General features: G+C 64.9%; 24 protein-coding genes. 11 read left to right on the forward strand and 13 right to left on the reverse strand.

The window, feature by feature from the left end; translation table 11 throughout:
- Positions 1–87: 87 nt before the first annotated feature.
- A complete protein-coding gene (locus tag QA642_RS45090; protein WP_283082570.1) occupies positions 88–1,383 on the forward strand; it encodes a hemolysin family protein in 1,296 nt (431 codons plus the stop codon).
- A 260-nt stretch (positions 1,384–1,643) separates the two neighbouring features.
- Here the strand turns inward: QA642_RS45090 and QA642_RS45095 are convergent, their stop codons facing one another.
- The 3 genes from QA642_RS45095 to QA642_RS45105 form a co-directional block, all read right to left on the reverse strand.
- Entirely contained in the window at positions 1,644–1,883 is a 240-nt protein-coding gene (locus tag QA642_RS45095) for a PilZ domain-containing protein (protein WP_283082571.1), read from the reverse strand.
- Positions 1,884–1,976: 93 nt separating this feature from the next.
- A complete protein-coding gene (locus tag QA642_RS45100; RefSeq protein ID WP_283082572.1) occupies positions 1,977–3,665 on the reverse strand; it encodes an FMN-binding glutamate synthase family protein in 1,689 nt (562 codons plus the stop codon).
- Positions 3,666–4,118: 453 nt separating this feature from the next.
- A complete protein-coding gene (locus QA642_RS45105; RefSeq protein WP_283082573.1) occupies positions 4,119–4,892 on the reverse strand; it encodes a ferredoxin--NADP reductase in 774 nt (257 codons plus the stop codon).
- Between the two features lie 373 nt (positions 4,893–5,265).
- Here QA642_RS45105 and QA642_RS45110 point away from each other — a divergent pair, with 373 nt between their 5' ends.
- Positions 5,266–6,066 carry a RimK-like protein gene (locus QA642_RS45110; RefSeq protein ID WP_283082574.1) on the forward strand — a complete coding sequence of 267 codons (801 nt, stop codon included), beginning with the start codon at positions 5,266–5,268 and terminating at the stop codon, positions 6,064–6,066.
- A gap of 170 nt (positions 6,067–6,236) precedes the next feature.
- On the opposite strand, the gene QA642_RS45115 is transcribed toward QA642_RS45110, so the two are convergent.
- Positions 6,237–7,157 (reverse strand): amino acid ABC transporter substrate-binding protein, encoded by a 921-nt coding sequence (locus QA642_RS45115; RefSeq protein WP_283082575.1) that lies wholly within the window; start codon positions 7,155–7,157, stop codon positions 6,237–6,239.
- Positions 7,158–7,169: 12 nt separating this feature from the next.
- The gene (locus QA642_RS45120; protein ID WP_283082576.1) at positions 7,170–8,465 is read right to left on the reverse strand and encodes a dicarboxylate/amino acid:cation symporter; all 1,296 of its coding nucleotides are present in this window, start codon (positions 8,463–8,465) and stop codon (positions 7,170–7,172) included.
- A gap of 215 nt (positions 8,466–8,680) precedes the next feature.
- Between QA642_RS45120 and QA642_RS45125 the strand changes: the two genes are divergently transcribed.
- From QA642_RS45125 to QA642_RS45145, 5 genes are all read left to right on the forward strand, one after another.
- Positions 8,681–9,682, forward strand: a complete 1,002-nt coding sequence (locus QA642_RS45125) for an NADP-dependent oxidoreductase (protein WP_283082577.1) — start codon at positions 8,681–8,683, stop codon at positions 9,680–9,682.
- 259 nt (positions 9,683–9,941) lie between these two features.
- The gene (locus tag QA642_RS45130; RefSeq protein WP_283082578.1) at positions 9,942–10,775 is read left to right on the forward strand and encodes a hypothetical protein; all 834 of its coding nucleotides are present in this window, start codon (positions 9,942–9,944) and stop codon (positions 10,773–10,775) included.
- A gap of 128 nt (positions 10,776–10,903) precedes the next feature.
- Positions 10,904–11,119 carry a hypothetical protein gene (locus QA642_RS45135; RefSeq protein ID WP_283082579.1) on the forward strand — a complete coding sequence of 72 codons (216 nt, stop codon included), beginning with the start codon at positions 10,904–10,906 and terminating at the stop codon, positions 11,117–11,119.
- Positions 11,120–11,310: 191 nt separating this feature from the next.
- Positions 11,311–12,465 carry an FAD-dependent monooxygenase gene (locus QA642_RS45140; protein WP_283082580.1) on the forward strand — a complete coding sequence of 385 codons (1,155 nt, stop codon included), beginning with the start codon at positions 11,311–11,313 and terminating at the stop codon, positions 12,463–12,465.
- Positions 12,462–14,075 carry a benzoate-CoA ligase family protein gene (locus QA642_RS45145; RefSeq protein WP_283082581.1) on the forward strand — a complete coding sequence of 538 codons (1,614 nt, stop codon included), beginning with the start codon at positions 12,462–12,464 and terminating at the stop codon, positions 14,073–14,075. Before QA642_RS45140 ends, QA642_RS45145 begins: the two co-directional genes overlap by 4 nt.
- A gap of 193 nt (positions 14,076–14,268) precedes the next feature.
- Here QA642_RS45145 and QA642_RS45150 read toward each other — a convergent pair whose 3' ends face one another.
- Together QA642_RS45150 and maiA are read right to left on the reverse strand one after the other, a co-directional pair.
- A complete protein-coding gene (locus tag QA642_RS45150) occupies positions 14,269–14,781 on the reverse strand; it encodes a MarR family transcriptional regulator (protein WP_283082582.1) in 513 nt (170 codons plus the stop codon).
- Entirely contained in the window at positions 14,771–15,403 is a 633-nt protein-coding gene (gene maiA, locus QA642_RS45155) for a maleylacetoacetate isomerase (protein ID WP_283082583.1), read from the reverse strand. The genes QA642_RS45150 and maiA overlap by 11 nt, the downstream gene beginning before the upstream one ends.
- Before the next feature lie 222 nt (positions 15,404–15,625).
- Here maiA and gtdA point away from each other — a divergent pair, with 222 nt between their 5' ends.
- Positions 15,626–16,666, forward strand: a complete 1,041-nt coding sequence (gtdA, locus tag QA642_RS45160; protein ID WP_283082584.1) for a gentisate 1,2-dioxygenase — start codon at positions 15,626–15,628, stop codon at positions 16,664–16,666.
- 258 nt (positions 16,667–16,924) lie between these two features.
- Here gtdA and QA642_RS45165 read toward each other — a convergent pair whose 3' ends face one another.
- From QA642_RS45165 to QA642_RS45180, 4 genes are all read right to left on the reverse strand, one after another.
- Positions 16,925–17,743, reverse strand: a complete 819-nt coding sequence (locus tag QA642_RS45165; RefSeq protein ID WP_283082585.1) for an ABC transporter permease — start codon at positions 17,741–17,743, stop codon at positions 16,925–16,927.
- The gene (locus tag QA642_RS45170; RefSeq protein ID WP_283082586.1) at positions 17,736–18,509 is read right to left on the reverse strand and encodes an ABC transporter ATP-binding protein; all 774 of its coding nucleotides are present in this window, start codon (positions 18,507–18,509) and stop codon (positions 17,736–17,738) included. The genes QA642_RS45165 and QA642_RS45170 overlap by 8 nt, the downstream gene beginning before the upstream one ends.
- 73 nt (positions 18,510–18,582) lie before the next feature.
- A complete protein-coding gene (locus QA642_RS45175) occupies positions 18,583–19,587 on the reverse strand; it encodes an ABC transporter substrate-binding protein (RefSeq protein ID WP_283082587.1) in 1,005 nt (334 codons plus the stop codon).
- A gap of 32 nt (positions 19,588–19,619) precedes the next feature.
- Positions 19,620–20,984 carry an FAD-dependent oxidoreductase gene (locus tag QA642_RS45180; protein WP_283082588.1) on the reverse strand — a complete coding sequence of 455 codons (1,365 nt, stop codon included), beginning with the start codon at positions 20,982–20,984 and terminating at the stop codon, positions 19,620–19,622.
- Positions 20,985–21,095: 111 nt separating this feature from the next.
- On the opposite strand from QA642_RS45180, the gene QA642_RS45185 reads away from it, so the two are divergent.
- Both QA642_RS45185 and QA642_RS45190 read left to right on the forward strand, forming a co-directional pair.
- Complete coding sequence (locus tag QA642_RS45185; RefSeq protein WP_283082589.1) at positions 21,096–21,980, forward strand: LysR family transcriptional regulator; 885 nt, start codon at positions 21,096–21,098, stop codon at positions 21,978–21,980.
- Positions 21,981–22,189: 209 nt separating this feature from the next.
- Positions 22,190–22,462 carry a hypothetical protein gene (locus QA642_RS45190; RefSeq protein ID WP_283082590.1) on the forward strand — a complete coding sequence of 91 codons (273 nt, stop codon included), beginning with the start codon at positions 22,190–22,192 and terminating at the stop codon, positions 22,460–22,462.
- Positions 22,463–22,465: 3 nt separating this feature from the next.
- Here QA642_RS45190 and QA642_RS45195 read toward each other — a convergent pair whose 3' ends face one another.
- The gene (locus QA642_RS45195) at positions 22,466–23,269 is read right to left on the reverse strand and encodes an enoyl-CoA hydratase-related protein (RefSeq protein ID WP_283082591.1); all 804 of its coding nucleotides are present in this window, start codon (positions 23,267–23,269) and stop codon (positions 22,466–22,468) included.
- A 156-nt stretch (positions 23,270–23,425) separates the two neighbouring features.
- On the opposite strand from QA642_RS45195, the gene QA642_RS45200 reads away from it, so the two are divergent.
- Positions 23,426–24,403 (forward strand): ketopantoate reductase family protein, encoded by a 978-nt coding sequence (locus QA642_RS45200; protein ID WP_283082592.1) that lies wholly within the window; start codon positions 23,426–23,428, stop codon positions 24,401–24,403.
- Here the strand turns inward: QA642_RS45200 and QA642_RS45205 are convergent.
- Positions 24,388–25,068 carry an alpha/beta family hydrolase gene (locus QA642_RS45205; protein WP_283082593.1) on the reverse strand — a complete coding sequence of 227 codons (681 nt, stop codon included), beginning with the start codon at positions 25,066–25,068 and terminating at the stop codon, positions 24,388–24,390. The genes QA642_RS45200 and QA642_RS45205 overlap by 16 nt on opposite strands.

A 25,068-nucleotide genomic window follows, 5' to 3' on the forward strand; every position in this document is an offset into this window, starting at 1 on the left:
GACAGAATTGCCGGCAATTCCTCGCAAAATACCTATATCAATGCTTGTGCCGCCGGCCGGCCACACTTGCTTACAACCGGAACGTCAATGCTCTCCGTCGAACTCGTCATCGTCGTCGTCCTGATCGTCATCAATGGCCTCTTGTCCATGTCGGAACTGGCCGTGGTGTCCTCCCGCCCGGCCCGGCTGTCGCTGCTCGCAGCCAGAGGCGTGCGCGGCGCCGAGCGGGCGCTGACGCTGGCGGCCGATCCCGGCAAGTTCCTCTCGACGGTGCAGATCGGCATCACGCTGGTCGGTGTGCTCTCGGGCGCATTCTCCGGCGCCACGCTCGGACAACGGCTGACGCAATGGCTGGTCGAGCTTGGCCTGTCGACCGGGATCGCCGACATCGTCGGCGTCGGCATCGTCGTCACGCTGATCACCTACGCAACGCTGATCGTCGGCGAGCTGGTGCCGAAACAGGTGGCGCTGCGCGACCCCGAGAGCATCGCGGTCAGGGTCGCGCCGGCGATGCACATGCTGGCGAAGATATCGCTGCCGCTCGTGTTCCTGCTCGACGTCTCCGGCAAGCTGATCCTCACGCTGCTCGGCCGCGGCGGCAAGGCCGAGGAGAAGGTGTCCGAGGACGAGATCCACCACCTCGTCAGCGAGGCCGAAAGCGCCGGCGTGCTCGAGCCCGGCGAGAAGGAGATGATCGCCGGCGTGATGCGGCTCGGTGACCGCCCGGTCGGCGCCGTCATGACACCGCGCACCGAGGTCGACGAGATCGACCTGAACGATCCGCCCGAAGCTATTCGCGAGATCATCGTGAAGAGCCCGCATTCGCGCTTTCCGGTCTCGGACGGCGACCGCGACAAGCCGATCGGCGTGCTCCAGGCCAAGGATCTGCTGATCGCCTATATGAGCGAGCGCACGCCGGATTTACGCGCGCTGGTGCGCGAGGCGCCCGGCATCCCGGCCTCGGCCGACGCCCGCGACGTGCTGGCCATCCTGAAGGCCGCGCCGGTTCACGTCGGCCTCGTCTACGACGAATATGGCGCGTTCGAAGGCATGGTCACCGCCGCCGACATCCTGGAATCGATCGTCGGCGCCTTCCATTCGGAGGAAGGACCGCCGGAGCCGGCCTATGTCAGGCGCGAGGACGATTCGCTGCTGATCTCCGGCTGGATGCCGGTCGACGAGTTCGGCGAGCTGCTCGGCATCGAGCTGCCGCCGCACCGCTACAACACCGTGGCGGGCCTCGTGCTGCAGCAATTCAGCGTGCTGCCCAATGTCGGCGACGCCTTCGACTTCGCCGGCTGGCACATCGAGGTGGTCGACCTCGACGGCCGGCGGATCGACAAGATTTTGGCGAGCCGATTGAGCGAGGTGGAGACGGGGTAGCGAGCGATATAGCGAGCCGCGATCTCAGCTGTCGTCCCGGACGAAAGCGGTGCTTGTGGCACCGTTTCCCTTCTCCCCTTGTGGGAGAAGGTGGCGCGAAGCGCCGGATGAGGGGTTCTCTCCGCAAACTCAATCGTAAGTGAGTGCTCGTGAAGAGAGACCCCTCACCCGTCTCGCCGCTACGCGGCGAGCCACCCTCTCCCACAAGGGGAGAGGGTGCACCGTCGTCGTGACGGCGAGCGAAGCTCCAATCCCCGCCCCTACCCGAACCTCACCCCGATCCGCTTTTCCTTGCGCCAGACCACGGTGCAGGAATGATGCGTTCCGTCGGCGGTGACGAACAGGGTGAAGTGTTCGGGGATGCCGACCGGGCTGGTGACGTCGAGCGCGGCGCCGGTATCCGAGAAATTGCGAACGGTACAGTCGATCCCGCCGCCGCCGAACTCGATCGTTCCGGCTTTCAGCACGCGGTGTCTCGCCCTGTCGCGTCGTTCGTCCATGGCGACAATCTACACCCAAAGTTGAACCAGACGTTAAGCCCACCCTCCACTCGCAACAATTTTTGCGGTCCGGCGAGGCCGCCTGCCGGCATCTTACAGCGCCGGCAGGAACGTCTCCGCCTGCGCCATCCGCCAGGCGTCACGGAAGCGCGGGTCTTCCGTGCCTTCGAGCAGCTCGCCCGGACGGAGCGCCGGATAGAGCTGCGCGAACGATCTCACGTCGGTCGTCGAGGTCCGCTGGTTGAAATGGATTGGGCGCAGCTCCTGCGGATGCTCGAGGCCGGCCGCGGCGATCAGCTCGGTCAGCGAGTGCAGCGTGGCATGATGGTAATTGTGCACGCGGTCGATCTTGAGCGGCACGTAGAGCGCGCGCGCACGCGTGGGGTCCTGCGTCGCGACACCTGTTGGGCAGCGGTCGGTGTGACAGCTCAGTGACTGGATGCAGCCGAGCGAGAACATGAAGCCGCGCGCCGAATTGCACCAGTCGGCGCCGATCGCCATCGCGCGCGCCATGTCGAAGGCGGTGGCGATCTTGCCGGAGGCGCCGATCTTGATGCGGTCGCGCGCATTGATGCCGACCAGCGCGTTGTGGACGAAATTGACGCCCTCGCGCATCGGCATGCCCAAATGGTCCATGAACTCCAGCGGCGCGGCGCCGGTACCGCCTTCATTGCCGTCGATGACGATGAAGTCGGGATAGATGCCGGTCTGAAGCATCGCCTTGCAAATCGCCAGGAATTCCCAGGAATGGCCGATGCACAGCTTGAAGCCGGCCGGCTTGCCGCCGGAGAGGCGGCGCATCTCGGCGATGAACTGCATCATGCCTGTTGGCGTCGAGAAGGCGCGGTGAGAGGCCGGCGAGATACAGTCCTCGCCCATGGCGACGCCACGGATTTTTGAGATCTCTTCCGAGACCTTTGCCGCCGGCAGCACGCCGCCATGGCCGGGCTTGGCGCCCTGGCTGATCTTGAGCTCGACCATCTTGATCTGGTCTTCGCTCGCAACACGCGCGAAGGCTTCCGGATCGAAAGTACCGTCGAGGTGGCGGCAGCCGAAATAGCCCGAACCGATTTCCCAGATGATGTCGCCGCCCATCTCCTTGTGATAGGGGCTGAAGCCGCCCTCGCCGGTGTCATGCGCGAAGCCACCCCTCTTGGCGCCGGCGTTGAGCGCGCGCACCGCGTTCGGGCTGAGCGCACCGAAGCTCATCGCAGAGATGTTGAAGACCGAGGCCGAATAAGGCTTCGTACAATCGGGACCGCCGATGTTGATGCGGAATTTCTCCTCGGCGTGCGTTTTCGGCGAGACCGAGTGATGCATCCACTCATAGCCCTCGCGATAGACGTCCTCCTGGGTACCGAACGGCCGCTTGTCGAGCTGCATCTTGGCGCGCTGATAGACCAACGAACGGGTGTCGCGCGAGAACGGCATGCCGTCCTTCTCGCTCTCGAAGAAATACTGCCGCATCTCGGGGCGGATCTCTTCGAGCAGAAAGCGCATATGCGCCGAGATCGGGTAATTGCGCAGGACCGCATGGCCCTTTTGCATGAGATCGCGGACACCGAGCAGCGTCAGGGCGCCGAAGATCGCGATCGGGATCAGCAGGACGTCGAAGATCTTGCGATCGGCAATGCCGATGCCGATCAAGAGCGCAGTGACCACTGCGCAGATCGTCAGCACGATGAAGCGCGGCGAGAACGGCAGCAGCAGGGTTTCCAAGACCCCCTCTTCCGCCAGTGCCAGACGTTTGGGCGATTCCTGCTTGTTGTTGTTGTCGACCACGATCCCATCCTCTCGTCAGCATGAGGGCGGTACGATACGCCCGCGCCTGTCATACGGATATGACGCGGCCGTTGTTTCAGGCTAGCGAATTCGGCCGAGGAAAATCAATCAGCCGGGTTGGCGGGTTTTGCAGTGCAGCAGAGAGGTCGGGGTTTGGGACGGTGAGGCCGGCAGAGCTGGCGAAAGTGGAGCCTGAGAGGGAGTGTCCACCAACCTCACGTGTCATCCCGGGCAAGCGCCAGCGCAGACCCGGGATCCATAACCACAGGATTTCGCGGCTGAGAGAAAGTCGTCACCCCGAATCCTCGCATAACCACGCCCTGTGGTTAGCGCGACGAGCGAAGGGCTCGCGCGGCGGTCCCGGATCGGCGCGCGCTTTAAGCGCGCTTGTCCGGGACGACGGCGGAGTTGAGGGCTAGCAGCCCGGCACGACGGCGGGATGGCGAGCGGCGCTTACCGCTCAACGAACGCCTTCTCGATCACGAAATGGCCAGGCTTGTTGCCCGAGCCCTCGACGAAGTCGCGGCCCTCGAACATGACCTTCAGCTCTTCCAGCATCGCCGGGCTGCCGCACATCATGATGCGGTCGGTCGCGATGTCGAGCGGCGACTGCCCGATGTCGTTGAAGAGCTGCTCGGAGTTGATGAGGTCGGTGATGCGGCCGCGGTTGCGGAACGGCTCGCGGGTCACGGTCGGATAGTAGATCAGCTTGTCGGCGAGCAGCTCGCCGAACAGCTCGTCCTCGCGCAGCGAGGCCACGAGCTTCTCGCCATAGGCGAGCTCGGAGACCTGGCGGCAGCCATGCACCAGCACGATGCTCTCGTACTGGTCGTAGACCTCGGGGTCCTTGATCAGGCTGGCGAACGGCGCAAGGCCGGTGCCGGTCGAGAGCAGCAGCAGCCGCTTGCCGGGAATGAGGTTGTCGGTGATCAGCGTGCCGGTCGCCTTGCGGCCGACCAGGATGGTGTCGCCTTCCTTGATCTTCTGCAGGCGCGAGGTCAGCGGGCCGTCCTGCACCTTGATCGAGAAGAACTCGAGCTCTTCCTCGTGGTTGGCGCTCGCCATGCTGTAGGCGCGCAGCAGCGGCCGGCCATCCACCTCGAGGCCGATCATGGCGAACTGGCCGTTCTGGAACCGGAAGCCGGTGTCGCGCGTGGCGCGGAAGCTGAACAGCGTGTCGGTCCAGTGCTGGACGGAAAGAACCTTCTCTCGGTAAAACGCGCTCATGATTTTCGATATTCCGAATAAATGCGGTTTTAGGCAAAAGCATTGCCCGGCCCCTGAAAGCGGGGCGGACACCATTGCCATGGCGGAGGATTTCGCGTGTGTGATCTACGCCATTGAGGCCAATAATCAACCTCGTTCCGGATGCATTTGATGCCGGTCAAATCGGCATTTGCCGCAGAACTGGCCGCATCATTAACGGTTTTGCTGCCAAGCCTCGTCTAAGGGCAATTTCTTTTCCCTCCAGCGGTCGATGGCAGCACTTAATTTCCATAGCGCTCGCGAGAATTTCATTAAGAATAGCTCTGATTTCACCCCGGAATGGCGCCGATTCCCGCATTTTTGCGGCTTTTGGCGACAGGAACGATCGAGACAGATGGCGAGCGGCGAGCGGATCTTCGTCCAGGCGATCAGGCGCTATTGCGCGGACCACGGCATCGACGTCGATGTCCGTGCCGGCGGCTGGCTGATCGCGATGCGCCGAGGCGAGATGCGCCGCTTCGCCTTCGGTTACGACATTGGCCTCAACAGCGCCATCGCGCATCGTCTCGCCAACGACAAATCAGCGACCGCCGAGGCGCTGGCGCTTGCGGGCGTGTCCTGTATTCCGCATCACCTCTTCCTCAATCCGAAGCTGGGCAAGACAATCGTTGGCGCCACCTGGCGCGAGGAGATGCTCGGCCTGCTGCACGACAATCCACAAGGCGTGGTGGTCAAGCCGAACGAGGGGACATCGGGGCGCTCGGTGTTCAAGGTGACGACGGAGGCGGAACTCGACCACGCGGCCAGCGAGGTCTTTGCGATGAGCACAGGGCTCGTGATCTCGCCCTATGTCGCGATTGAGGACGAGGTCCGCGTGGTGCTACTCGGTGATATGCCCCGTGTCGTCTACAGCAAGCAGCGTGGCTCGGACTGGCGGCACAATCTCGACGCCGGCGCAAAGCCGGTGCTGCTGGAGGACGGCGAGGTTCGAACGGCCTGCGTGAATCTCGCGATCGATGCGGCGAACGCCATCGGCATCGTCTTCGCGTCGATCGACGTGGTGCGCGTCGATGGGGCGTGGCGGGTGCTGGAGATCAATTCCGGCGTGATGATGGAAGCGCTGGCCAGGCTCCATCCGGAGCTGGTGCAGGCGACGTATGATGCGGCGCTGGACCGGGTGTTTGGGGAAAGATAGGAGCCGCGAGACTCGCTGAACCCTCTCCCCTTGTGGGAGAGGGTGGCTCACCGCGTAGCGGTGAGACGGGTGAGGGGTCTCTCTCCTCAACGTAGATCTGACGTGTGGACAGAGACCCCTCATCCGGCGCTTCGCGCCACCTTCTCCCACAAGGGAGAAGGAAGTAAGGGCTAATTATTCGCGCTGGCGGAATCGTCCATGGCCTTGAACGCTTCCTCCAGCTGCAGCGAGATCGGCACATTCAGCCGCTCGCCGGTCGGAAGCCGCGCGGTGAACCATTTGTTGTAGAGCGGGACGAGGTCGCGGCTGGAGCCGAGCTTGCGGAAGGCGCGCTCGACCACGGCGGAGAGCTGCGGCTCGCCCTTGCGAAACATGATGCCGTAGGGATCGTAGGACAGATAATCGCCGGTAACGCGGAACTTGTCTTGCGCCTTGTGGCGCGCGATCAGGCCGGAGAGCAGGATGTCGTCGGTCGCGAACGCATCGGCCTTGCCGTCGACGAGCGTCTGGTAGGACTGCTCGTGATCGGCGCCGGTGACGATGTTCAGCCCCAGCGAGAACTTCTTGTCGGCCGCCTGGATCGCCTGCTCGTTGGTGGTGCCCTTCGTCACCACGATGGTCTTGCCCTTGAGGTCGGCCAGCTGCCGGACGCCGGACGCCTTCGGCACCATCAGCTTGGTACCGGCGACGAACATCAGCGGCGAGAACGCGACGCGCTTGCCGCGCTCGGCGTTGGCCGTGGTCGAGCCGCATTCCAGATCGATCTTGTTCTGGAGCACCGCGTCGATGCGGTCGTCCGAGGTGACCTTGACGTAGTCGATCTTGAGATCGGGATCGTCGACCTCGATGCCGATCTCCTCGACGATGGCCTCGCACAATTCGAGACTGTAGCCGATCGGGCGGCCCGACTGATCGAGGAAGGAGAACGGCGGCGAGCTCTCGCGATAGCCGAGCCGCACGGTGTGACTGCTCTTGATCGCAGACAGCGTCGGGCTAAGCCCTTCGCTGCCGCCGGTCTGCGCGACGGCGCCGGTCGCCAGCAGCCATGCTGCCAGCAACAGGCCGCCCGATATCGCCAATGAGCGGCGCATGATGCACCTCCGTCAATGACCGGCCATCGCGGGCAGTTCGCCGGGCACCATGTCCGGCGTCGCCACTTCGCCGGGTCCGAGCTCGTGCTCGGGCCCGAGCTCGCCTTCCCACTTCGCGACCACGGCGGTCGCCAGCGAATTGCCGATCACGTTGGTGGCGCTGCGTCCCATGTCGAGGAAGGTGTCGATGCCCATGATCATCAAGAGGCCGGCCTCAGGGATACCGAACTGCGACAGCGTCGAGGCGATCACCACGAGGGAGGCGCGCGGCACGCCGGCGACGCCCTTGGAGGTGATCATCAAGGTCGCGAGCATCGCGAGCTGCGTCGCGAGCGACATCTCGATGTGGTAGGTCTGCGCGATGAAGATGCTGGCGAAGGTGCAGTACATCATCGTGCCGTCGAGATTGAAGGAGTAGCCGAGCGGCAGCACGAAGCTCGAGATCCGCGACGAGGCGCCGAACTTGGTGAGCCCCTCCAGCGTCTTCGGGTAAGCCGCTTCCGAGCTTGCGGTGGAGAAGGCGATCATCAGCGGCTCGCGGATCAGCTTCAACAGATGGCTGTAGCGCGGCCCGATCACGACGAAGCCGACGATCACCAGGATGGCCCACAGGATCCCGAGCGCGAGATAGAAGCCGCCCATGAACACGACGAGCTTCCACAGCACGCCGAGGCCGTTCTTGGCGACGGTGGCGGTGATGGCGGCCCAGACGGCGAGCGGCGCGAACAACATCACATAGCTCGTCACCTTGAGCATGATGTGGGCGACGTCGTCGATCATCGCCAGGATCGGCTTGGAGCGCTCCGGCATCGAGCCCATCGCCACCGAGAAGAACACGGCGAAGATCACGATCTGGAGGATCTCGTTCTGCGCCATCGCGTCCGCGATCGAGGTCGGGATCAGATGGGTCAGGAACTTCTCGATCGAGAAGGCCGAGACCGGCAAGCCGGTCGATTGCCCCGCCTGCGGCAGCGTGCCGGGGAAGTTCGCGCCGGGCTGGAGCAGATTGACCATCACGAGGCCAAGCAGCAGCGAGACGAAGGAGGCGCTGATGAACCAGCCCATGGTCTTGGCGAAGATGCGCCCGAGCCGCGCGCCGCTGCCCATATGCGCGATGCCGCCGACCAGGGTCGCGAACACCAGCGGCGCGATGATCATCTTGATCAGGCGCAGGAACATCATGGCTATCAGGTTGATGGAGGACGCCCACTCGGCTCGCGTGTCGGGCAGGAAGTTGAAGATCGCCGCCCCCATGACGATGCCCAGCACCATCGCGGCCAGAATGTATTGCGTAAACCTGTTCGACATTGAAAGACCCCCACTACATCGGCCGCTTCATGATGTCGCAGATATGACAGCGACGCAACACGCTTTGCGTGCGATCGCTATGGGCCCCGATGTTCCCGTTGCGAAACGGAAACGCACGTTCTAGCCTTCATGCAGCGCACAACGAATGCGGCTTGCACGTTTTCTTTGCGGCGGCTGCATCAATAATCGCCAGACAAAACGAAGAGGGAAACGCCATGAGCGGCACCATCAATCGCCAGATTCTTCTGGTGGAAAAACCCAGCGGCAAGCTCGGCCCCGAACATTTTGGCATGATCGATGGCGCGATGCCGGAACCGAAGGACGGCGAGGCTCTGCTGCGCGTGCGTTACATCTCGCTCGACGCCGCCAACCGCGCCTGGATGCACGGAGCGACCTATCGTTCGGCCGTGGAGGCCAACAGCGTGATGGCCGGAGGCGGCATCGCCGAGGTCGTCAGCTCGAAGGCGCCGGAGTTGGCTGCCGGCGACATCGTGTTCGGCGACACCGGCTGGCAGGAATATGCCGCGGTGCCCGCAAAGCATCTGACCAAGATGCCGAAGCTGGAGCCGATGACACATCTGCTCAGCGTGTTCGGCATCGCCGGGCTCACGGCCTATTTCGGCTTGCTGGAGGTCGGCAAGCCCAAGGAGGGCGAGACGGTCGTGGTCTCCGCGGCTGCGGGCTCGGTCGGCTCGATCGTCGGGCAGATCGCCAAGATCAAGGGGTGCCGTGTGGTCGGCATCGCCGGCGGTGCCGACAAGTGCAACTGGCTGACCTCGGAGCTCGGGTTCGATGCCGCGGTCGACTACAAGGACGGCGCGGTGTTCAAGGCCTTGCGCGCGGCGGCGCCGAAGGGGATCGACGTCTATTTCGACAATGTCGGCGGCGACATTCTCGAAGCCTGTCTGCCGCAGATGAACAATTACGGCCGCATCGCCTGCTGCGGCGCGATCTCGCAATATGACGGCGCGCCGTCGGCGCACGGCCCGCGCGGCGTGCCCGGCCTGATCGTGGTGAAACGGCTGGTGATGCAGGGCTTCATCGTGATGGACTACATGAAGGACAGCCAGCGCGCGCTCGCCGAGCTCCAGGCTTGGGTGAAATCCGGCAAGCTGAAGGTGCAGGAGGACATCATCGACGGCCTCGAGAACACGCCGAAGGCGCTGATCGGATTGCTGGCGGGCGAGAACCGCGGCAAGCGCATGGTCAAGCTCTGACGACGTATTGTTTGAGCATGATCTCCGCGCAAACGCGTTCCGCGTTTGTCGCGAGGGAAAACTGCTTCGCACTTTGCGCTAACGCGGCCCTTCGGGTCCGGATCATGCTCTAGTTACGTCGCAATTGCGCGGCTAATATCTACTTGCGGTAGAGGTCGAGGCGGCCAATGATGCCGCTCGCGACGGATCCGCCGCGACGATTGTTTGCATCACTTTTGGTAATCATTCGGCATTGCCGATAGGGCAGGAATTCACTCCAATGTTCAACACGTTGAACTATGCATCAACGCGCAGCGCGTTGCTGGCGGCCGCGCTCTTCGCAACTGCAACAGGCGCATTCGCGCAAGCACCGACCGAGGCTCAGAAGAGCGCGATCCGCTCCGCGTGCCGCTCGGATTTCATGGCGCACTGCGCGAGCGTGACGCCCGGCGGCGTGGAAGCCTATCAATGCCTGGCAAAGAACATGTCCAGCCTGTCAGCGGGGTGCCAGACCGCAGTCCGCGCGGTCGAGCCCGCTGCGGCTCCGAAGACGGAAGCCGCGCCCGCAAAGTCTGAACCGGCGAAGTCCGAACCGACAAAGACAGAAGCTGCACCCGCCGCCGAGCCTGCGGCCAAGCCGGCAGCGGGAGCCGCCCCGAAGGCCGCCGCCGCAAAGCAACCGAGCAGCGCACAGATCGCTGCGGTCAAGAGCGCGTGCCGGGCCGATTATCCCAAGGTGTGTGCCGGCGTGCCGCCCGGCGGCGCCCCCGCGCTCGAGTGCCTGGAGAAGAACAAGGCGAAGGTATCGTCGGCCTGTGAGAAGGCTGTGACCGCCGCGGTTGGTGGTGGCGGCAGCGCAGCAGCCGCAGCGCCAGCGGCCGGTGCTGCACCCGCAGCAGCAGCGCCCGCCGCGGCGCCGGCTGTGATCGTGCTGCGCCCGCTGCGGCCGCGCGAAGAGCTGTTCATCGTCCGCTCCGCCTGCGGGGCCGACATCCGCTCGCTCTGCGCCGGCGTCGCGCCCGGCGGCGGCCGCATCATCCAGTGTATCTCGAACAATGCGGCGTCGCTGTCGCCCGCATGCAAGGACGTGCTCGCGCCGTTCGCGGCACGATAGGCATTGCACAACTCACGCGCCGTAGCGCGTCTCGGTTGGCAGCGCGCGCGAATGAATTTTCGCGCGCCTGCCGCGACAAATCCTTCGCACACATCCGATTTCGATCACGACAAGACCGGGAGGACAACATGCGTTCATTGCTGCTTATCGCTTCCGCGCTCCTCGCCTTCGGGGCGACCATGACCTTCGAGGCCAAAGATGCCAACGCAGTGGTGTGCGCACGCGGCGTCTATCGCGCCGGCTGCGCCGGCCCCAACGCCGCCGTCGTGGTCCGCAAGCCGGTTCCGGCGGTTCGCTGTACCCGAGTGCTGGTGAACGGAGTCTACGTGAAGCGCTGCGTCTGACCCCCCGGGTGGTCAATCCGGCACGGTTTGGCTATGGTTCGCATCTAGTCGTTTCGGACAGGCGCAAAACGCTTGTCCGAAAGCGGACTTCGGCGCGCCACGCCTTGCCGATAATTCCGCTGGCGCCGGACGCCGGAGCACATTAGTCTACCCCCAGATAGTAAGTATACTGTCAATCAGGGAGGAAGACGTTGCGGATCGCCGTGATTGGCGGGGGGCCCGGCGGGCTCTACTTCGCGTATCTCTGGAAGAAGCGCCACCCCGAGGATCAGGTCGACCTGTTCGAACAGAACCCGGCCGACGCGACCTGGGGCTTTGGCGTCGTGTTCTCCGAGCAGGCGCTCGAGTTCCTGCGCGCCGACGACCCCGAGACGGTCGACGCGATCGCGCCGCATATGGAGAGATGGGAGAACATCACGCTGACCCTGCATGGCGACAGCGTCGCCATCGACGGCGTCGGCTTCTCTTCGATCGGACGGCTCGAGCTGTTGCGGTTCTTGCAGCAGCGCGCGCTCGACGTCGGCGTGACGCCGCGGTTCGACAGCCAGATCCATTCCATCGACCAGCTCAACGGTCACGATCTGATCGTCGCCGCCGACGGGCTGAACTCGCTGGTGCGCCGCGCCTACGAGGGCGATTTCGGCACCTCGCTGTCCTACTCCTCCAACAAGTTCGTCTGGTACGGCACCTCGAAGCGCTTCGACACGCTGTCGCAGACCTTCGTGAAGACCGACCGCGGCGCCTTCAACGCCCATCACTATCGCTATTCGCCGAACATGAGCACCTTCCTGGTCGAATGCGACCACGCGACCTGGCAGGCCTACGGCTTCGCCTACAAGGACGTCGAGCAGTCCAAGGGCGTCTGCGAGGAGGTGTTTGCCGACACGCTCGGTGGCCACTGCCTCGTCTCCAACAAATCGGTGTGGCGCAACTTCCCCTGGGTCTGGAACGAGCACTGGTCGTTCAAGAACATGGTGCTGATCGGCGACGCGCTGCATTCGGCGCATTTCTCGATCGGCTCGGGCACGCGGCTCGCGATCGAGGACGCCATTGCCCTCGTCAAGGCGCTGGAATCGGATGCGCATCTGGCGACCGCGCTGCATCGCTACCAGGCCGCGCGCAAGCCGGTCGTGGAGAAGCTCGTCAACGCAGCGCGCACCTCGGCCTTCTGGTACGAGAACTTCGCCCAGCACATGCACCTCGATCTCATGGACTTTGCCTACAGCTACATCACCCGTTCCGGGCGCATCGACGATGCACGCCTGCGCCATATGTCGCCCGCCTTCATGGCGCGTTACGAAGCCGCCAAGGACAGCGGAGATGCAGCCGGCGAGGCGACCGCATGAGCAACGAGATCCGAGACCAGGTGCCCGCCGATTGCGTGGGGGCGCGCGAGATCGGCTTTGCCGTTCCGGACATTTACAACGCCAGCCGCGTGCTGTTCGACAATCTCGGCGAAAGCCGTGGTGACAAGGTCGCGCTGATCGGGCCGGCGGGCACGCGGACCTATGCCGAGCTGTGCGCGGAGGCTTCCCGCTGGGGCAACGGCTTTGCCTCGCTCGGGCTGAAGCGAGGCGACCGGGTGCTGCTGTTCCTCGACGACACGCCGGCCTATCTGGCCGCCTTCTTCGGCGCGGTGCGGGCCGGCTTCGTGCCGCTCCTGATCAACACGCTGACGCCGCCGGACCTCCTGCAATTCTATCTCGCCGATTCCGGCGCGGCCGTTGCGGTGGCGGACGCCGAGTTCTGCGCGCGCTTCAATGCGGAGGCCTGCCAGGACACGAAGCTGCATACGCTGATCGTCGTCAATGGCGAGGTCGGCGAGCATGCTGCGCCTGCGGCGCTCGCGGCGGCAAATTGGCTTGCGCAATTTTCGGCTGAGCTCGCGGAAGCGCCGACGCATCGCAACGAGATGGCGTTCTGGATGTACTCGTCCGGCTCGACCGGCCGGCCCAAGGGCATCGTGCATCTCCAGCACGACATGGCCTATAGCGAGGTCGCCTTTGCGCGGAACGTGTTGAAGCTGACGCCCGACGACATCTGCTTCTCGGTGCCCAAGATCTTCTTCGCCTATGGGTTCGGCAACTCCGTCACCTTCCCGTTCTCGGCGGGTGCAGCAACGCTGCTGCTGCCGGGCCAGCCGAAGCCTGCCGCGATCTTCGCGGCGATCGAGCAGTACAGGCCGACGGTCTTCTTCGGCCTGCCGACGCTATACACGTCGCTGACCAAGGCCGCGGGCGCCGAGCAAACGAACTTCTCGTCGCTGCGGATGTCGCTCTCGGCCGCCGAGGTGCTCTCGGCCGAGGTCTTCAACGGCTGGAAAACGCTCACGGGGCTGGAGATCATCGAAGGCCTCGGCTCGACCGAGGTGCTGCACATCTATCTCTCTAACCGTCCCGAGCAGAAGAAGCTCGGCGCGGCGGGCTTGCGCGTGCCCGGCTACGAGGTCGCGCTGCGTGACAAGGACGGCCGTGATGTCGGCGACAACGAGGAAGGGATCCTGTGGGTGCGCGGCGATTCCAACACGCCGCTGTACTGGAACCGGCCGGACAAATCCGCCGAGACGATCCGAGAGGGCGGCTGGATCTACACCGGCGACCGTTTCGTGCGCGATGCCGACGGCTTCCATTTCTTCCGCGGCCGCGCCGATGATCTCATCAAGATCTCCGGCCAGTGGGTCTATCCGCTCGAGGTCGAGTTGTGCCTCGCCGATCACCCTGATATCCGCGAATGTGCCGTGTTCGCCGCCGAGCTGCCGGACCGGCGCATGACGCTGAAGGCGGTGGTGGTGATGAACGACCGCGCAGCGGACCAGGGCGAGGCGACACGGCGGCTGCAGGACTACGTGAAGGGCAAGCTGCTGCCCTACAAATATCCGCGCGAGGTGATCTTCATCGACGAGCTGCCGAAGACCGGCACGGGGAAGATCGACCGGCAGGCGTTGTTGCGGATGTGAGGTAAGGACGGAGTTCCGCGCACCGCAATCGTAGGGTGGGCAAAGCGAAGCGTGCCCACCGCTTCTCTCCAGTGTGAGGTGGTGGGCACGGCGCCAGGGCGCCTTTGCCCACCCTACGAGATCTCGCGCTGGGCTGTCATCGCCCGCCTTCGCGGGGAATGACATCGTTATTGTTGCAACAACAGCGCTTTACTCACCCGCCCTTGCCCAGATGCTCCAGCGCATCCTCGGCCCGCAGCGGCACGCGCGAGGCCTCGTTGTTGAGATCGACGAGCTGCGACATCAGTCCCATCAGCGTCTTGCGATCGGCGGGCTTGAGCGGCTCCAGCATGCGGGCCTGGGCGCGCTCGACGGCGGGGATGATCTCGCGCAGGATCGCGACGCCGGCCTTGGTCAGATAGAGCAGCTTGATCCGCTTGTCCTCGGGCGCCGACTTGCGCTCGACAAACTCCTTGGCCTGGAGCCGCTCGATCACGCTGCCGAGCGTCGAGCGATCGAACGCGATCACCGCCGACAGCCGCGTCGCGTCGATGCCGGGATGGGTGTGGATCGCGATCAGAGCGGCGTATTGCACCGGCGTAAGGTCGAACGCCCTGCACTCCTCCATGAAGATCGAGACCGCGATCTGCTGCATGCGCCGGAACAGATAGCCCGGCGCGGCATAGACCGCGTCGATCGTGATCGGAGCGGCAGGCTTACTCGGCATCGGGCTGCTTCTCCGGCGCGGCATTGGCGAAGGCCGGCAGCGCCTTCGCGGCGGCTTCCGCCTTCAACAGGCGCGGATAGGCCGAGACATCGACGCCGAAGCGGCGCGCGTTGGCAAGCTGCGGCACCAGGCAGAGATCGGCGAGCGTCGGCGCATCGCCGAAGCAGAACGGCCCCTTCTCGTCCCTGATCAGCGTCTCGCAGGCCGACAGGCCCTCGCGGTTGACCCACGCCGCCCAATCCTGGACTTTCTCCTCAGCCAGGCCGAGCTCGCGCAAGCGCGCCAGCACCTTCAAATTCTGCACCGGATGGGTGTCGCAGGCGATCGCCAGCGCGAACGCCCGCACCTTGGCGCGACGCACCGGATCCTTCGGCAGCAGCGGCGGATTGGGATGTGTCTCGTCGAGCCATTCGATGATCGCAACCGATTGGGTCAGCACTTCGCCCCCATCGTTCTCCAGTGTCGGCACCAGGCCTTGCGGGTTGATGGCGAGATAGGCGGGCGCGCATTGCTCGCCCTTGCGCAAGTGATGCGGCAGGTGCTCGGCACCGAGCCCCTTCAGGTTCAGTGCGATCCGCACGCGATAGGCGGCGCTGGAGCGAAAATAGCCGTGCAGCTTCATCGAGACCCTCCCTGTTAGTTTGTGTCATTCCGGGGCTCGCGAAGCGAGAGCCCGGAATCCATACTCCCGATCGTGGTTATGGATTCTCAGGTGCGCAATTGCGCACCATAGCTCGACGCTGACGCGTCGCCCCGGAATGACGACCTTGTACGTCACCCCTCACGTTGACGCTACCTAGATCGTCAGTATACTGTCAATCAACAAATCGAACGGGAGCGCACCATGGAAGCCGTGACCAAGACGCCCGAACGCGAGGCGTTTTACAAGAAGATCGACGGCGAGAATCTCACCGCGCTGTGGACGGTGATGAGCGATCTGATCACGCCGGAGCCGAAGAGCGCGTGCCGGCCCCACCTTTGGAAGTTCGACGTCATCCGCGACTACATGACCGAGGCCGGCAAGCTCATCACCGCCAAGGAAGCTGAGCGGCGCGTGCTGGTGCTGGAGAACCCCGGCCTGCGCGGGCAATCGAAAATCACGACCTCGCTTTATGCCGGCGTGCAGATGGTGGTGCCCGGCGACGTCGCGCCCGCGCACCGCCACAGCCAGTCGGCGCTGCGCTTCGTGCTCGAGGGCAAGGGCGCTCACACCGCCGTTGATGGCGAGCGCACCGCAATGGAGCCCGGCGACTTCATCATCACGCCGTCGATGACCTGGCACGATCATTCCAATGAAACGAACGAGCCGATGTTCTGGCTCGACGGTCTCGACATCCCGCTGGTGCAGTTCTTCGACTGCTCCTTCGCGGAAGGCTCCAAGGAGGACCAGCAGAGGATCACGAAACCCGCCGGCGACAGCTTTGCCCGATACGGCCACAACCTCTTGCCGGTCGATGTGAAGCGGAGCTCGAAGACGTCGCCGATCTTCAGCTATCCCTATGTCTACACCCGCGAGGCGCTGGAGAAGGCTCGCACGAGCCAGGAGTGGGACGCCTGCCACGGGCTGAAGCTGAAATTCAGCAACCCCGAGACCGGCGATTTCGCGATGCCGACCATCGGCACCTTCATCCAGCTGCTGCCGAAGGGATTCAAGACCACGCGCTATCGGTCGACGGACGCGACGGTGTTCTGCCCGATCGAGGGACGCGGCCGCAGCCGCATCGGCGATGCCGTCTTCGACTGGGGCTCGCGCGATCTGTTCGTGGTGCCGAGCTGGCACTGGGTGACGCACGAGGCCGATGAGGACGCCGTGCTGTTCAGCTTCTCGGATCGGCCGGTGCAGCAGAAGCTGGATTTGTTTCGCGAGGATCGCGGCAACGCGTGAGCCCTGCTCTATCTCCGTCATGGCCGGGCTTGTCCCGGCCATCCACGTATCGCCGCGTCGAAACAAGACGTGGATGCCCGGGACAAGCCCGGGTATGACGACCTGAATTGTGGGTGCGATCTGCTCGACATCGTCATTGCGAGCGCAGTCTCGTAGGGTGGGCAAAGGCGCGTTAGCGCCGTGCCCACGTCTTCGCGACTCATGAAGGAATGGTGGGCACGCTTCGCTTTGCCCACCCTACGGGTGCAGTGATCGTGGCTACCGCCAGTGCAACAGCCGCATCTCCAGCCAGCCGATCACCTTGCCGATCGCGAGGCCGAACACTGACAGGATCACCACACCCGCGAGCAGCTGGTCGGTCTGCATCAGATTGCCGGCCTGCAGCACGAAGGCGCCGATGCCGTATTGCGCGCCGATCATCTCGGCGCTGACGACGAGCAAGAGGGCCACGGAGGCCGTGATGCGGAAGCCGGCGAGGATCGCGGGCAGCGCGCCGGGCCAGATCACCTTGCGCACGATGGTGGCGAAGGGAACGTTGAAACTTTGCGCCATGCGGATGAGGTTGCGCGGCACTGCATCGACGCCGCTATAGACCGAGATCGCGGTCGAGAAGAAGACGCCGAGCGCAATGGTCGCGATCTTCGGCTCTTCGCCGATGCCGAGCCAGAGGATCAAGAGCGGTAGCAGCGCGATCTTCGGGATCGGGAACAGCGCCGAGATGAAGGTGATGCCGACGCTGCGCGCCAGCCTGGACAGGCCGATGGCGAAGCCGACGGCGACGCCGGCCGCCGTGCCCAGCAGCCAGCCGACGCCGATGCGCAGCAACGAGGCCGAAAGATGCTGCCAGAGCGCGCCTGACATCGCGAGCTCGTAGATCGCCCGCACGATCGCCGATGGCGCCGGCAGGAACAGCGGATTGACGAGCCCGGCGCTTCCGGCGACCTGCCAGATCGCGATCACGAGGGCGAGCGCGATCCAGCCGCCGAAGCGGCTCGAGGCGGGCACGAAGCCGGCGCCGCGGAAGCGGACGCGCCGCGTCGTCTCGTCGTTCGCCGGTGTAACCGCGCGATCAAGCATGCTGGACCTCGCGCTCGGCATCGATCGCCTCGTTGCGGATCAGTGACCAGATCTGGTTCTGCAGTGCCAGCAGCTTTTCCCGCGCCGCCGCTTCGCCGCGCGCGGCGCGTGTCATCGGCATGGTGACGACCTCGCGGATGCGGCCGGGCCGGCGCGACAGCACCACGATGCGGTCGGCAAGGCGCGCGGCTTCTTCGAGATTGTGCGTGACATAGACCGCACCCATGCCACCGTCGGCGAGCAGGCGAACGAAATCCTCCATCAGCAGCTCGCGGGTCTGCGAATCCAGCGCCGAGAGCGGCTCGTCCATCAGCAGGATGGCGGGCTTCACCGCAAGCGCGCGCGAAATGCCGACGCGCTGCCGCATGCCGCCGGAGAGCTGTTTCGGATAGGTCGTCCGGAAATCGGTCAGGCCGGTGCGGCGCAGGGCGTCGTCGACCAAAGCGCGGCGTTGCGTGGCCGAGAGCTGGGTGTGCAGCAGCGGGAATTCGACATTCTCCTCGACCGTCGCCCAGGGCAGCAGCGCAAAATCCTGGAACACGAAGGTCAGCGGATTGAGACTGTCCGCCGGCGGCGCGCCACGCAGCTCGGGTGCACCGGAGCTCGGCTGCAGCAGGCCCCCCAGTATGGACAGCAGCGTGCTCTTGCCGCAGCCGGAAGGACCAACGATCGCCACCACCTCGCCGGCACTGAGGGTGAAGGAGATGTCGTCGAGCACGGCGAGATCGCCGAAGCGGTGGCTGATGTGGTTGGCGATCAGGTCCATTCTATCTCGTCGATCCCTTGCTAACCTCGAGATTCCGGGTTCTCGCTTCGCGAGCCCCGGAACGACGGATACATCAATCCGCCTTCACATAATCCTTAGCGATGATCGTGTTCGCATCAAAGCCCTTGTCGGCAAAGCCCTGCTCCTGGAGCCATTTGATCTGGTTGTCGACGTTCTTGACGTCGAGCTTGCCGTCGGGATCGATATAGGCGCAATTGCCGACCACCTGTTCGACCGGGAGATTGGTGTATTTCGCGATGATCTCCAGAAGCGGTTTGGTCTTGTCGTTGATCGGCGCCACCCCGTCCTTCATCGAAGCCAGGATGACGTCGTGATATTCGCGATCGGCTTTGGCGAGCACGGCGAGGAATTTCGTCACCAGCGCCTTGTTGGTCAGGGTCTTCGGCGAGGCGAACACCGCCCCCAGCTGCCAGGGCGTCTCGTCGCCGACCCAACCCAGGAATTTCGCGCCGCCCTCGTCCATCAGTTTTCGTGCGGTGGAGATCGGCAGCAGCGCTGCATCGACGGTCTCGCCCTTGAGCGCGGCCGCCGCATTCGACAGCGATTGCAGCGGCACGATCTTCACGTCCGCGAGCTTGAAGCCGTATTTGTCGGCGAGCAGGCCGAGCGAATAATGGAAGCTCGATCCCACCTGCGTCACCGCGATGCGCTTGCCCGCGAGGTCCTTTGGCGTCTTCAAGCCGGCCGCATAGGCGTTGTTGCTGGCGAAATAGCCGATCAGGGGATAGCCGGCCTTCTCGCGGCTCATGCCGCCGATCACCTTCAGCGTGCCCTTGCCGGCGAGATTGTAGAGGCCAGCAGTGAAGGCGGTGACGCCGAAATCGACGTCGCCCGAGGTGGTCGCGACCGCGATCGGCTGCGCCGCGTCGAAGAATTTCAGCTCGACGTCGAGCCCGGCCTCGCGAAAGTAGCCCTTGTCCTGCGCGATGAAGACCGGCGCTGAGGAGGACAGGCGGAGCACGCCGACCTTGGCCTTCAGCACGTCATCGGCCCGCGCCGTGCCCATCGCCATGATCGCCAACAGGCCGGCAGCTGCGAGCCGTGCAATTCCGATCATCCCGTTTCCTCTCGTGCTTGTCTTGCAGTCCGTTACAGGCCCTCGGGCACCATCTGGTCCCGCCCGATGAAGGCGCCCTGTTGTTTCAACGTTTCCTGCAATTTTTCAATGGGGATTTCGCGGGGAATCCGGTTTCCGGAAAGCGCCAGCGCCGCAGCGGAACCGGCGGCCTCGCCCATCACAAAACAGGCACCGGAGACCCGCGCCGCCGACTGGCCCTCATGGGTCATCGAGGCACAGCGGCCGGCGACCAGCAAATTGTCGACGCCTTCCGGCACCAGCATCCGGTAAGGCAGCTCGTTGTAGCCGCGCGATTCCGGGATCGGCGGGAAGGTGAAGACGACGTCGCCGGGAACGTGGGCCTCGATCGGCCAGCCGTTGACGCCGATGGAATCCTCGAACGAGGCGCAGCCGAGCACGTCCTCGCCGCTGAGTTGGTAGCCGCCCTTGATGCGACGCGTCTCCCGGATGCCGAGCTGCGGCGGCAAATCGACGATGTAGGATTTTTCAAAGCCGGGTACGGCGCTACGCAGGAACTCGTACGCGGCGAGCGCCTGCTTGCGGCCCTCGATCTCGCCGCGGGTGAGATCATCGGGCTCGACGCCGTTGATGGCATGGCCGTCCTCACGCGCGACTTGCGTAAAGTTGACCCGCCATTCGATGCCGGATTTTTGCGGCCGCACGATCGCGCTTTTCCGCGGGAATGTGTGGGTGCCGGCGGCAAGCGCCTTTTCCATCAATTGCGGAATGGTGCGCCAGGCGTCACCCGCCTTGTCGGGATCGATGCCGTTGAGGCGGAGCATCATCGACGGATAGAGCGGATGACCGTGCTCGTCGCCGATCTCGAACGGCGCGCCGGCCCAGACCGCGAGATCGCCGTCGCCGGAGCAGTCGATGAAAATCTCCGCGCGCACGGCCTGCCGGCCGGCCTTGGTCTCGACCAGCAGCGCGTCGATGCGACTGTTATTGCCCATCACCACGCCGGCGCCGAGGGCATGGAAGAGAATGTGCACCTTGTGGCTTGCGAGCAGCTGATCCGCTGCGATCTTGTAGGCCGCGGTGTCATAGGCCTGCGCAAACACCTTGCCGAGGATCAGGTGCGGCGTGTTGAGACCGCCTAAGCGGTCGATCCGCGCCAGCAGATCGGATGCCATGCCCTGCACCAGGCGGTGGGCCTTGCCGTAGACATTGCCATGCAGGCCGCAAAAATTTGTGACGCCGGCGGCGGTGCCCATGCCGCCGAGAAAGCCGTAGCGCTCGATCAGCAGCGTCTTGCGCCCCGCCCGCGCCGCGGAGGCCGCAGCGACGATGCCGGCCGGTCCGCCGCCGAGGACGACGACTTCATATTCGCCATAGAGCGGCACCTTCCGTGCCGGTTCTTCGATCATGGCCCGCATTGCGCGTCCCTTCCCAAAATTCCTTGCTTGCAGGCGACTATGAATTAACGCGCAGCGAGCTACAATCTACCAAAATACGCGATCAGCTTTCGCGAATCGAGAAAGGTCGACATGGACATCCTCGTGAACCTGCAGGCCTTCCTCGCCACCGCCGATGCCGCCGGCTTCTCCGCCGCCGCGCGCAAGCTCAATGTCTCGACCTCGGTGGTCGCGAAGCGCGTTACGCAGCTGGAGGCGCGGATCGGCACGCCGCTGTTTCACCGCTCGACCCGGCAATTGCGGCTCACCGAAGCCGGCCAGCGCTACGTCCATCGCGCCCGTGGCGTCGTGACCGATGCAACAGATCTGCTCTCGCGCATGGGCGAGAAGGGCCACGACCTCGTCGATCACCTGCGCATCAAGGCGCCGACCTCGCTGACGGTGGCGCGGCTCGCGGATGCCTTCAGCGCGTTCCAGACCCAGAACCCGCGCCTTAAGCTCGAGATCGTGCTGATCGACCGCCCGGTCGATCCCGTCACCGAAGGTTTCGACATCGCGATCGGCGCCTTCCCGCACTCCTTCGGCGGCGTGGTCGACGAGCCGCTGTGTCCGCTGAAGCGGCTGCTCTGCGCCGCACCCGCTTACTTGAAGAAGCACGGCACGCCAAAGCATCCGCGCGACCTCGTCGAGCATCGCTGCCTCAGTTTCATGCCGACGGGGCCAGAATGGATCTTCGACGGACCGCGCGGCCGCATCAGCATCCAGGTCAGCCCGCTGCTCTCCTCCAACGAGGGACACGTGCTGGTGCGCAGCGCGATCGCCGGCAACGGCATCACACTGATGTCGCATTATCTGGTCGCGGATGCCTTGCGTGACGGCACCCTGAAGCCGGTGCTGCGCGACTTTCCGATTCCGGAATTGTGGGTGAAGGCCGCGATCCCCGAACGCCGGCGCAATGCGGCCGCGGTGCAGGCGCTGCTGACGCTGCTCAAGACGTCGCTCGCGCCGTCGCTGTGAGCCTGGTTGCATCATTGTCACAAGAGCGCCGTTGCTCTCGGCTGGCGGACCTGAGAGAAGGGTCGCCAAGCACCACTGTCATCGCCAGGCTTGACCGGACGATCCAGTATCCAGGGGCCTACGTTGGGGTGCTCGCTCTCACCACGAGTGCCGCGGCGTACTGGGTCGCCCGGTCAAGCCGGGCGACGACAAGCAACTTGGTTCAACGAATGGATTCGACGCTTTTGAAATTCACCCTGCCCGCGCTCGTCGCCCTCGCGATCTCCGCCAATCCCGCCGCAGCGCTGCAGCAAAACTGCCGCTTCATCCAGGCCAAGCCGGATCGCGAGGCCTGCTACAAGCGCCAGGAGGAGGAGCTTGCGGCGAAGCGCAAGCCCGCGGCGCCGACCGACGAGAGCAAGACGCTCGAAACGCTGCGCCAGATGCGGCAGGACGATGACGCGGTCTATCGCAGCATCAACAACATCTGTCGCGGCTGCTGACGTTCAGTCTTTGCCGCCGCCCCAGTTCGCCGCCCGCTTCTCCGCAAACGAGGCCAGCCCTTCCGCCGCCTCTGCGCTCTGGCGCTTGACCGAATGTAGGTGCACGAGCCGCTTGTAGGCGGCATCGTCGACCGCCATGCCGCCGAACGAGCTCTCCAGCGCGAGCCGCTTGGTCTCGGCCATCGCCTCCGGACCGTTGGCGAGCAGCTGCTCGACCACCTTGCTGCCTGCGGCTTCGAGCTCGGCGAGCGGCACCACCTCGTGGACGAGGCCGATGCGGCGGGCGTCCTCGGCGCCGAAGCGCTCGCCGGTGAGCGCGTAGCGGCGGACTTGCCGGACGCCGATGGCATCGCAGAGCTGCGGGATGATGATGGCGGCGGTCAGGCCCCAGCGCACCTCGGTGATGGAGAACAGGGCGTTGTCGGCGGCAATCACGACGTCGCAGGCGGCAATCACGCCGGTACCGCCGCCAAAGCAGCCGCCCTGCACCAGCGCCACCGTCGGGATCGGCAAGGTGTTGAGCCGCTGCACCGCCTCGAAGGTCGCACGCGAGGCCGCCTCGTTGGCCTCGGGCGATTGCTGCCGTACGCCGTTGATCCATTTGAGGTCGGCGCCGGCCTGAAAATGCTTGCCGTTGCCCCTGAGAACGACCACCCGCAGGTTGGGCTTCTTGCCGAGCTCGTCCATGGCCGCGAGCACGCCTGATATCAAGGCGCCGTCATAGGCGTTGTTCACCTCCGGCCGGTTCAACGTGACGGTCGCGACCCCACGCGCATCGAGGGTCCACAGGACGGGGCTGGCAGTCATCGGCGATCCTCCGGTCATTCGTTTCGCGCGCACTATGGCCGAGGCAACGCATCCCGATCCATATCTTTCCAGCGTGGGGCGGTCGCGCCCATCGCATGGCGGCTTGTGTCATGCTGCCGCCGGGCGGCATCCGAGGGATCAGGGACGGGACATTACATGCGCATCTGCATTTTCGGCGCGGGCGCCGTCGGCAGCCACATCGCGGTCAGGTTGGCGCGCGCCGGCCATGAGGTCAGTTGCGTCATGCGGGGGGCGCATCTGGAGGCGGTGCGGGCGCACGGCCTCAAGCTGCGCGTCGGCGATTCCGAGGTCAGTGCCAAGGTGAACGCGTCGGGCGATCCGGCCCAGCTCGGCCCGCAGGACGTCGTGATCTCGACGCTGAAGGCGACCGCACTGACGGGACTGGTGTCCAGCATCAAGCCGCTGCTCCAGGACGACACCGCCATCGTGTTCGCGCAGAACGGCATTCCCTGGTGGTATGGCATCGGCCTGCCGCCGCGGCATCCGCCCCCGCCGGACATCTCCTTTCTCGATCCCGGCGGGCGGCTGCGCGCCTGCATCCCGAAGGAGCGGATCATCGGCGGCGTCATCTTCTCGTCCAACGAGGTAACCGCACCCGGCGTGGTGCAGAACCTGACGCCGGACCGCAATCGCCTCCTGATCGGCGAATGTGACGACCGCAATTGCGAGCGCATCACCAAGCTCCGCAGCGTCTTCAACGACGCGCGGCTGGAATCGCCGCCGGTGGCCGAGATCCGCGAGGCGATCTGGTCAAAGCTGCTGACCAACATGTCGCTCTCGGTGCTGTGCCTGCTCACCGGGCAGACCGCGCGCGGCGTGCGCGACGATCCCGCCTTCGCCGACGTCATCCCGCGCATGCTGAACGAGGCCAACGACATCGCCCAGCACTTCATCCCCGAGGTCAAGCGGGTGACCCGCAGCGGCCCCGCCCCCAACCACAAGCCGTCGCTGCTGCAGGATTACGAGCTCGGCCGCGCCATGGAGATCGACGTGCTGGTGAAGGCCCCCGCCGCCTTCGCGCGTACCGCCGGCCTGTCGACGCCGACGCTCGACCTGATCGCCGCGCTCGCGATCCAGAAGGCGCGCGACAAGGGGCTTTATTCGGCGAGTTGATCGATCCAGGCCGCAAGCGTGTCGAGCACCTCGGTGAGGGCCTCATCATTGGTCCGGCCGGACTTTTTCAGCACCGCGAAGGAATGATCGCCGCCTTCGATCTCGTGCAGGGTCGCCTTCCCACCCAGCGTTTGGGTCACCGGTTTGAGGTAGCTGAGGTCAGCAAGCCCATCGCGCGTGCCTTGCAGGAACAGCATGGGGATCGCGACTTGGGCGAGGTGCTGGGCACGCTCGGACGACGGCTTCTTGTCGGCATGCAGGGGAAAGCCGAGGAAGGCGAGCCCCTTTACGCCCGGCAGCGGCGCCTTCGACTGCGCCTGCGAGGTCATGCGCCCGCCGAAGGACTTTCCGCCCGCAACGAGCTTCAATCCGGGGCAGAGCCGGGCCGCCTCCGTGACCGCTGCACGGACCGCGGCGTGCGCGACCGCCGGCGCGTCGGGACGCCCCTTCTTCTCTTCCATATAGGGGAAATTGAATCGGAACGTCGCAACGCCGCGGTCCGCCAAGCCCGCCGCGACCTTCGCCATGAACGCATGCCGCATGTCGGCGCCGGCGCCATGCGCCAGCACGTAGCAGGCGCGCGCGTGGTCCGGCTGCGTCAGGATCGCCGAGACCGTGCCGTTGCGCTCGATATCGAGCTTGAGCTCTGTCACCTTGACCGTCAC

It is taken from the genome of Bradyrhizobium sp. CB2312 (assembly GCF_029714425.1).
Taxonomy (GTDB): Bacteria; Pseudomonadota; Alphaproteobacteria; order Rhizobiales; family Xanthobacteraceae; genus Bradyrhizobium.

Bases quoted from the DNA above. Each gene is read 5' to 3' on its own strand.
- gtdA (WP_283082584.1), top strand. From the start codon at position 15,626: ATGGAAGCCGTGACCAAGACGCCCGAACGCGAGGCGTTTTACAAGAAG.
- QA642_RS45105 (WP_283082573.1), bottom strand. From the start codon at position 4,892: ATGAGCGCGTTTTACCGAGAGAAGGTTCTTTCCGTCCAGCACTGGACC.
- QA642_RS45110 (WP_283082574.1), top strand. From the start codon at position 5,266: ATGGCGAGCGGCGAGCGGATCTTCGTCCAGGCGATCAGGCGCTATTGC.
- QA642_RS45095 (WP_283082571.1), bottom strand. From the start codon at position 1,883: ATGGACGAACGACGCGACAGGGCGAGACACCGCGTGCTGAAAGCCGGA.
- QA642_RS45195 (WP_283082591.1), bottom strand. From the start codon at position 23,269: ATGACTGCCAGCCCCGTCCTGTGGACCCTCGATGCGCGTGGGGTCGCG.
- QA642_RS45135 (WP_283082579.1), top strand. From the start codon at position 10,904: ATGCGTTCATTGCTGCTTATCGCTTCCGCGCTCCTCGCCTTCGGGGCG.
- QA642_RS45180 (WP_283082588.1), bottom strand. From the start codon at position 20,984: ATGCGGGCCATGATCGAAGAACCGGCACGGAAGGTGCCGCTCTATGGC.
- QA642_RS45125 (WP_283082577.1), top strand. From the start codon at position 8,681: ATGAGCGGCACCATCAATCGCCAGATTCTTCTGGTGGAAAAACCCAGC.
- QA642_RS45115 (WP_283082575.1), bottom strand. From the start codon at position 7,157: ATGCGCCGCTCATTGGCGATATCGGGCGGCCTGTTGCTGGCAGCATGG.
- QA642_RS45130 (WP_283082578.1), top strand. From the start codon at position 9,942: ATGTTCAACACGTTGAACTATGCATCAACGCGCAGCGCGTTGCTGGCG.
- QA642_RS45150 (WP_283082582.1), bottom strand. From the start codon at position 14,781: ATGCCGAGTAAGCCTGCCGCTCCGATCACGATCGACGCGGTCTATGCC.
- QA642_RS45185 (WP_283082589.1), top strand. From the start codon at position 21,096: ATGGACATCCTCGTGAACCTGCAGGCCTTCCTCGCCACCGCCGATGCC.
- QA642_RS45120 (WP_283082576.1), bottom strand. From the start codon at position 8,465: ATGTCGAACAGGTTTACGCAATACATTCTGGCCGCGATGGTGCTGGGC.
- QA642_RS45190 (WP_283082590.1), top strand. From the start codon at position 22,190: ATGGATTCGACGCTTTTGAAATTCACCCTGCCCGCGCTCGTCGCCCTC.
- QA642_RS45145 (WP_283082581.1), top strand. From the start codon at position 12,462: ATGAGCAACGAGATCCGAGACCAGGTGCCCGCCGATTGCGTGGGGGCG.
- QA642_RS45175 (WP_283082587.1), bottom strand. From the start codon at position 19,587: ATGATCGGAATTGCACGGCTCGCAGCTGCCGGCCTGTTGGCGATCATG.
- maiA (WP_283082583.1), bottom strand. From the start codon at position 15,403: ATGAAGCTGCACGGCTATTTTCGCTCCAGCGCCGCCTATCGCGTGCGG.
- QA642_RS45200 (WP_283082592.1), top strand. From the start codon at position 23,426: ATGCGCATCTGCATTTTCGGCGCGGGCGCCGTCGGCAGCCACATCGCG.
- QA642_RS45090 (WP_283082570.1), top strand. From the start codon at position 88: ATGCTCTCCGTCGAACTCGTCATCGTCGTCGTCCTGATCGTCATCAAT.
- QA642_RS45170 (WP_283082586.1), bottom strand. From the start codon at position 18,509: ATGGACCTGATCGCCAACCACATCAGCCACCGCTTCGGCGATCTCGCC.
- QA642_RS45165 (WP_283082585.1), bottom strand. From the start codon at position 17,743: ATGCTTGATCGCGCGGTTACACCGGCGAACGACGAGACGACGCGGCGC.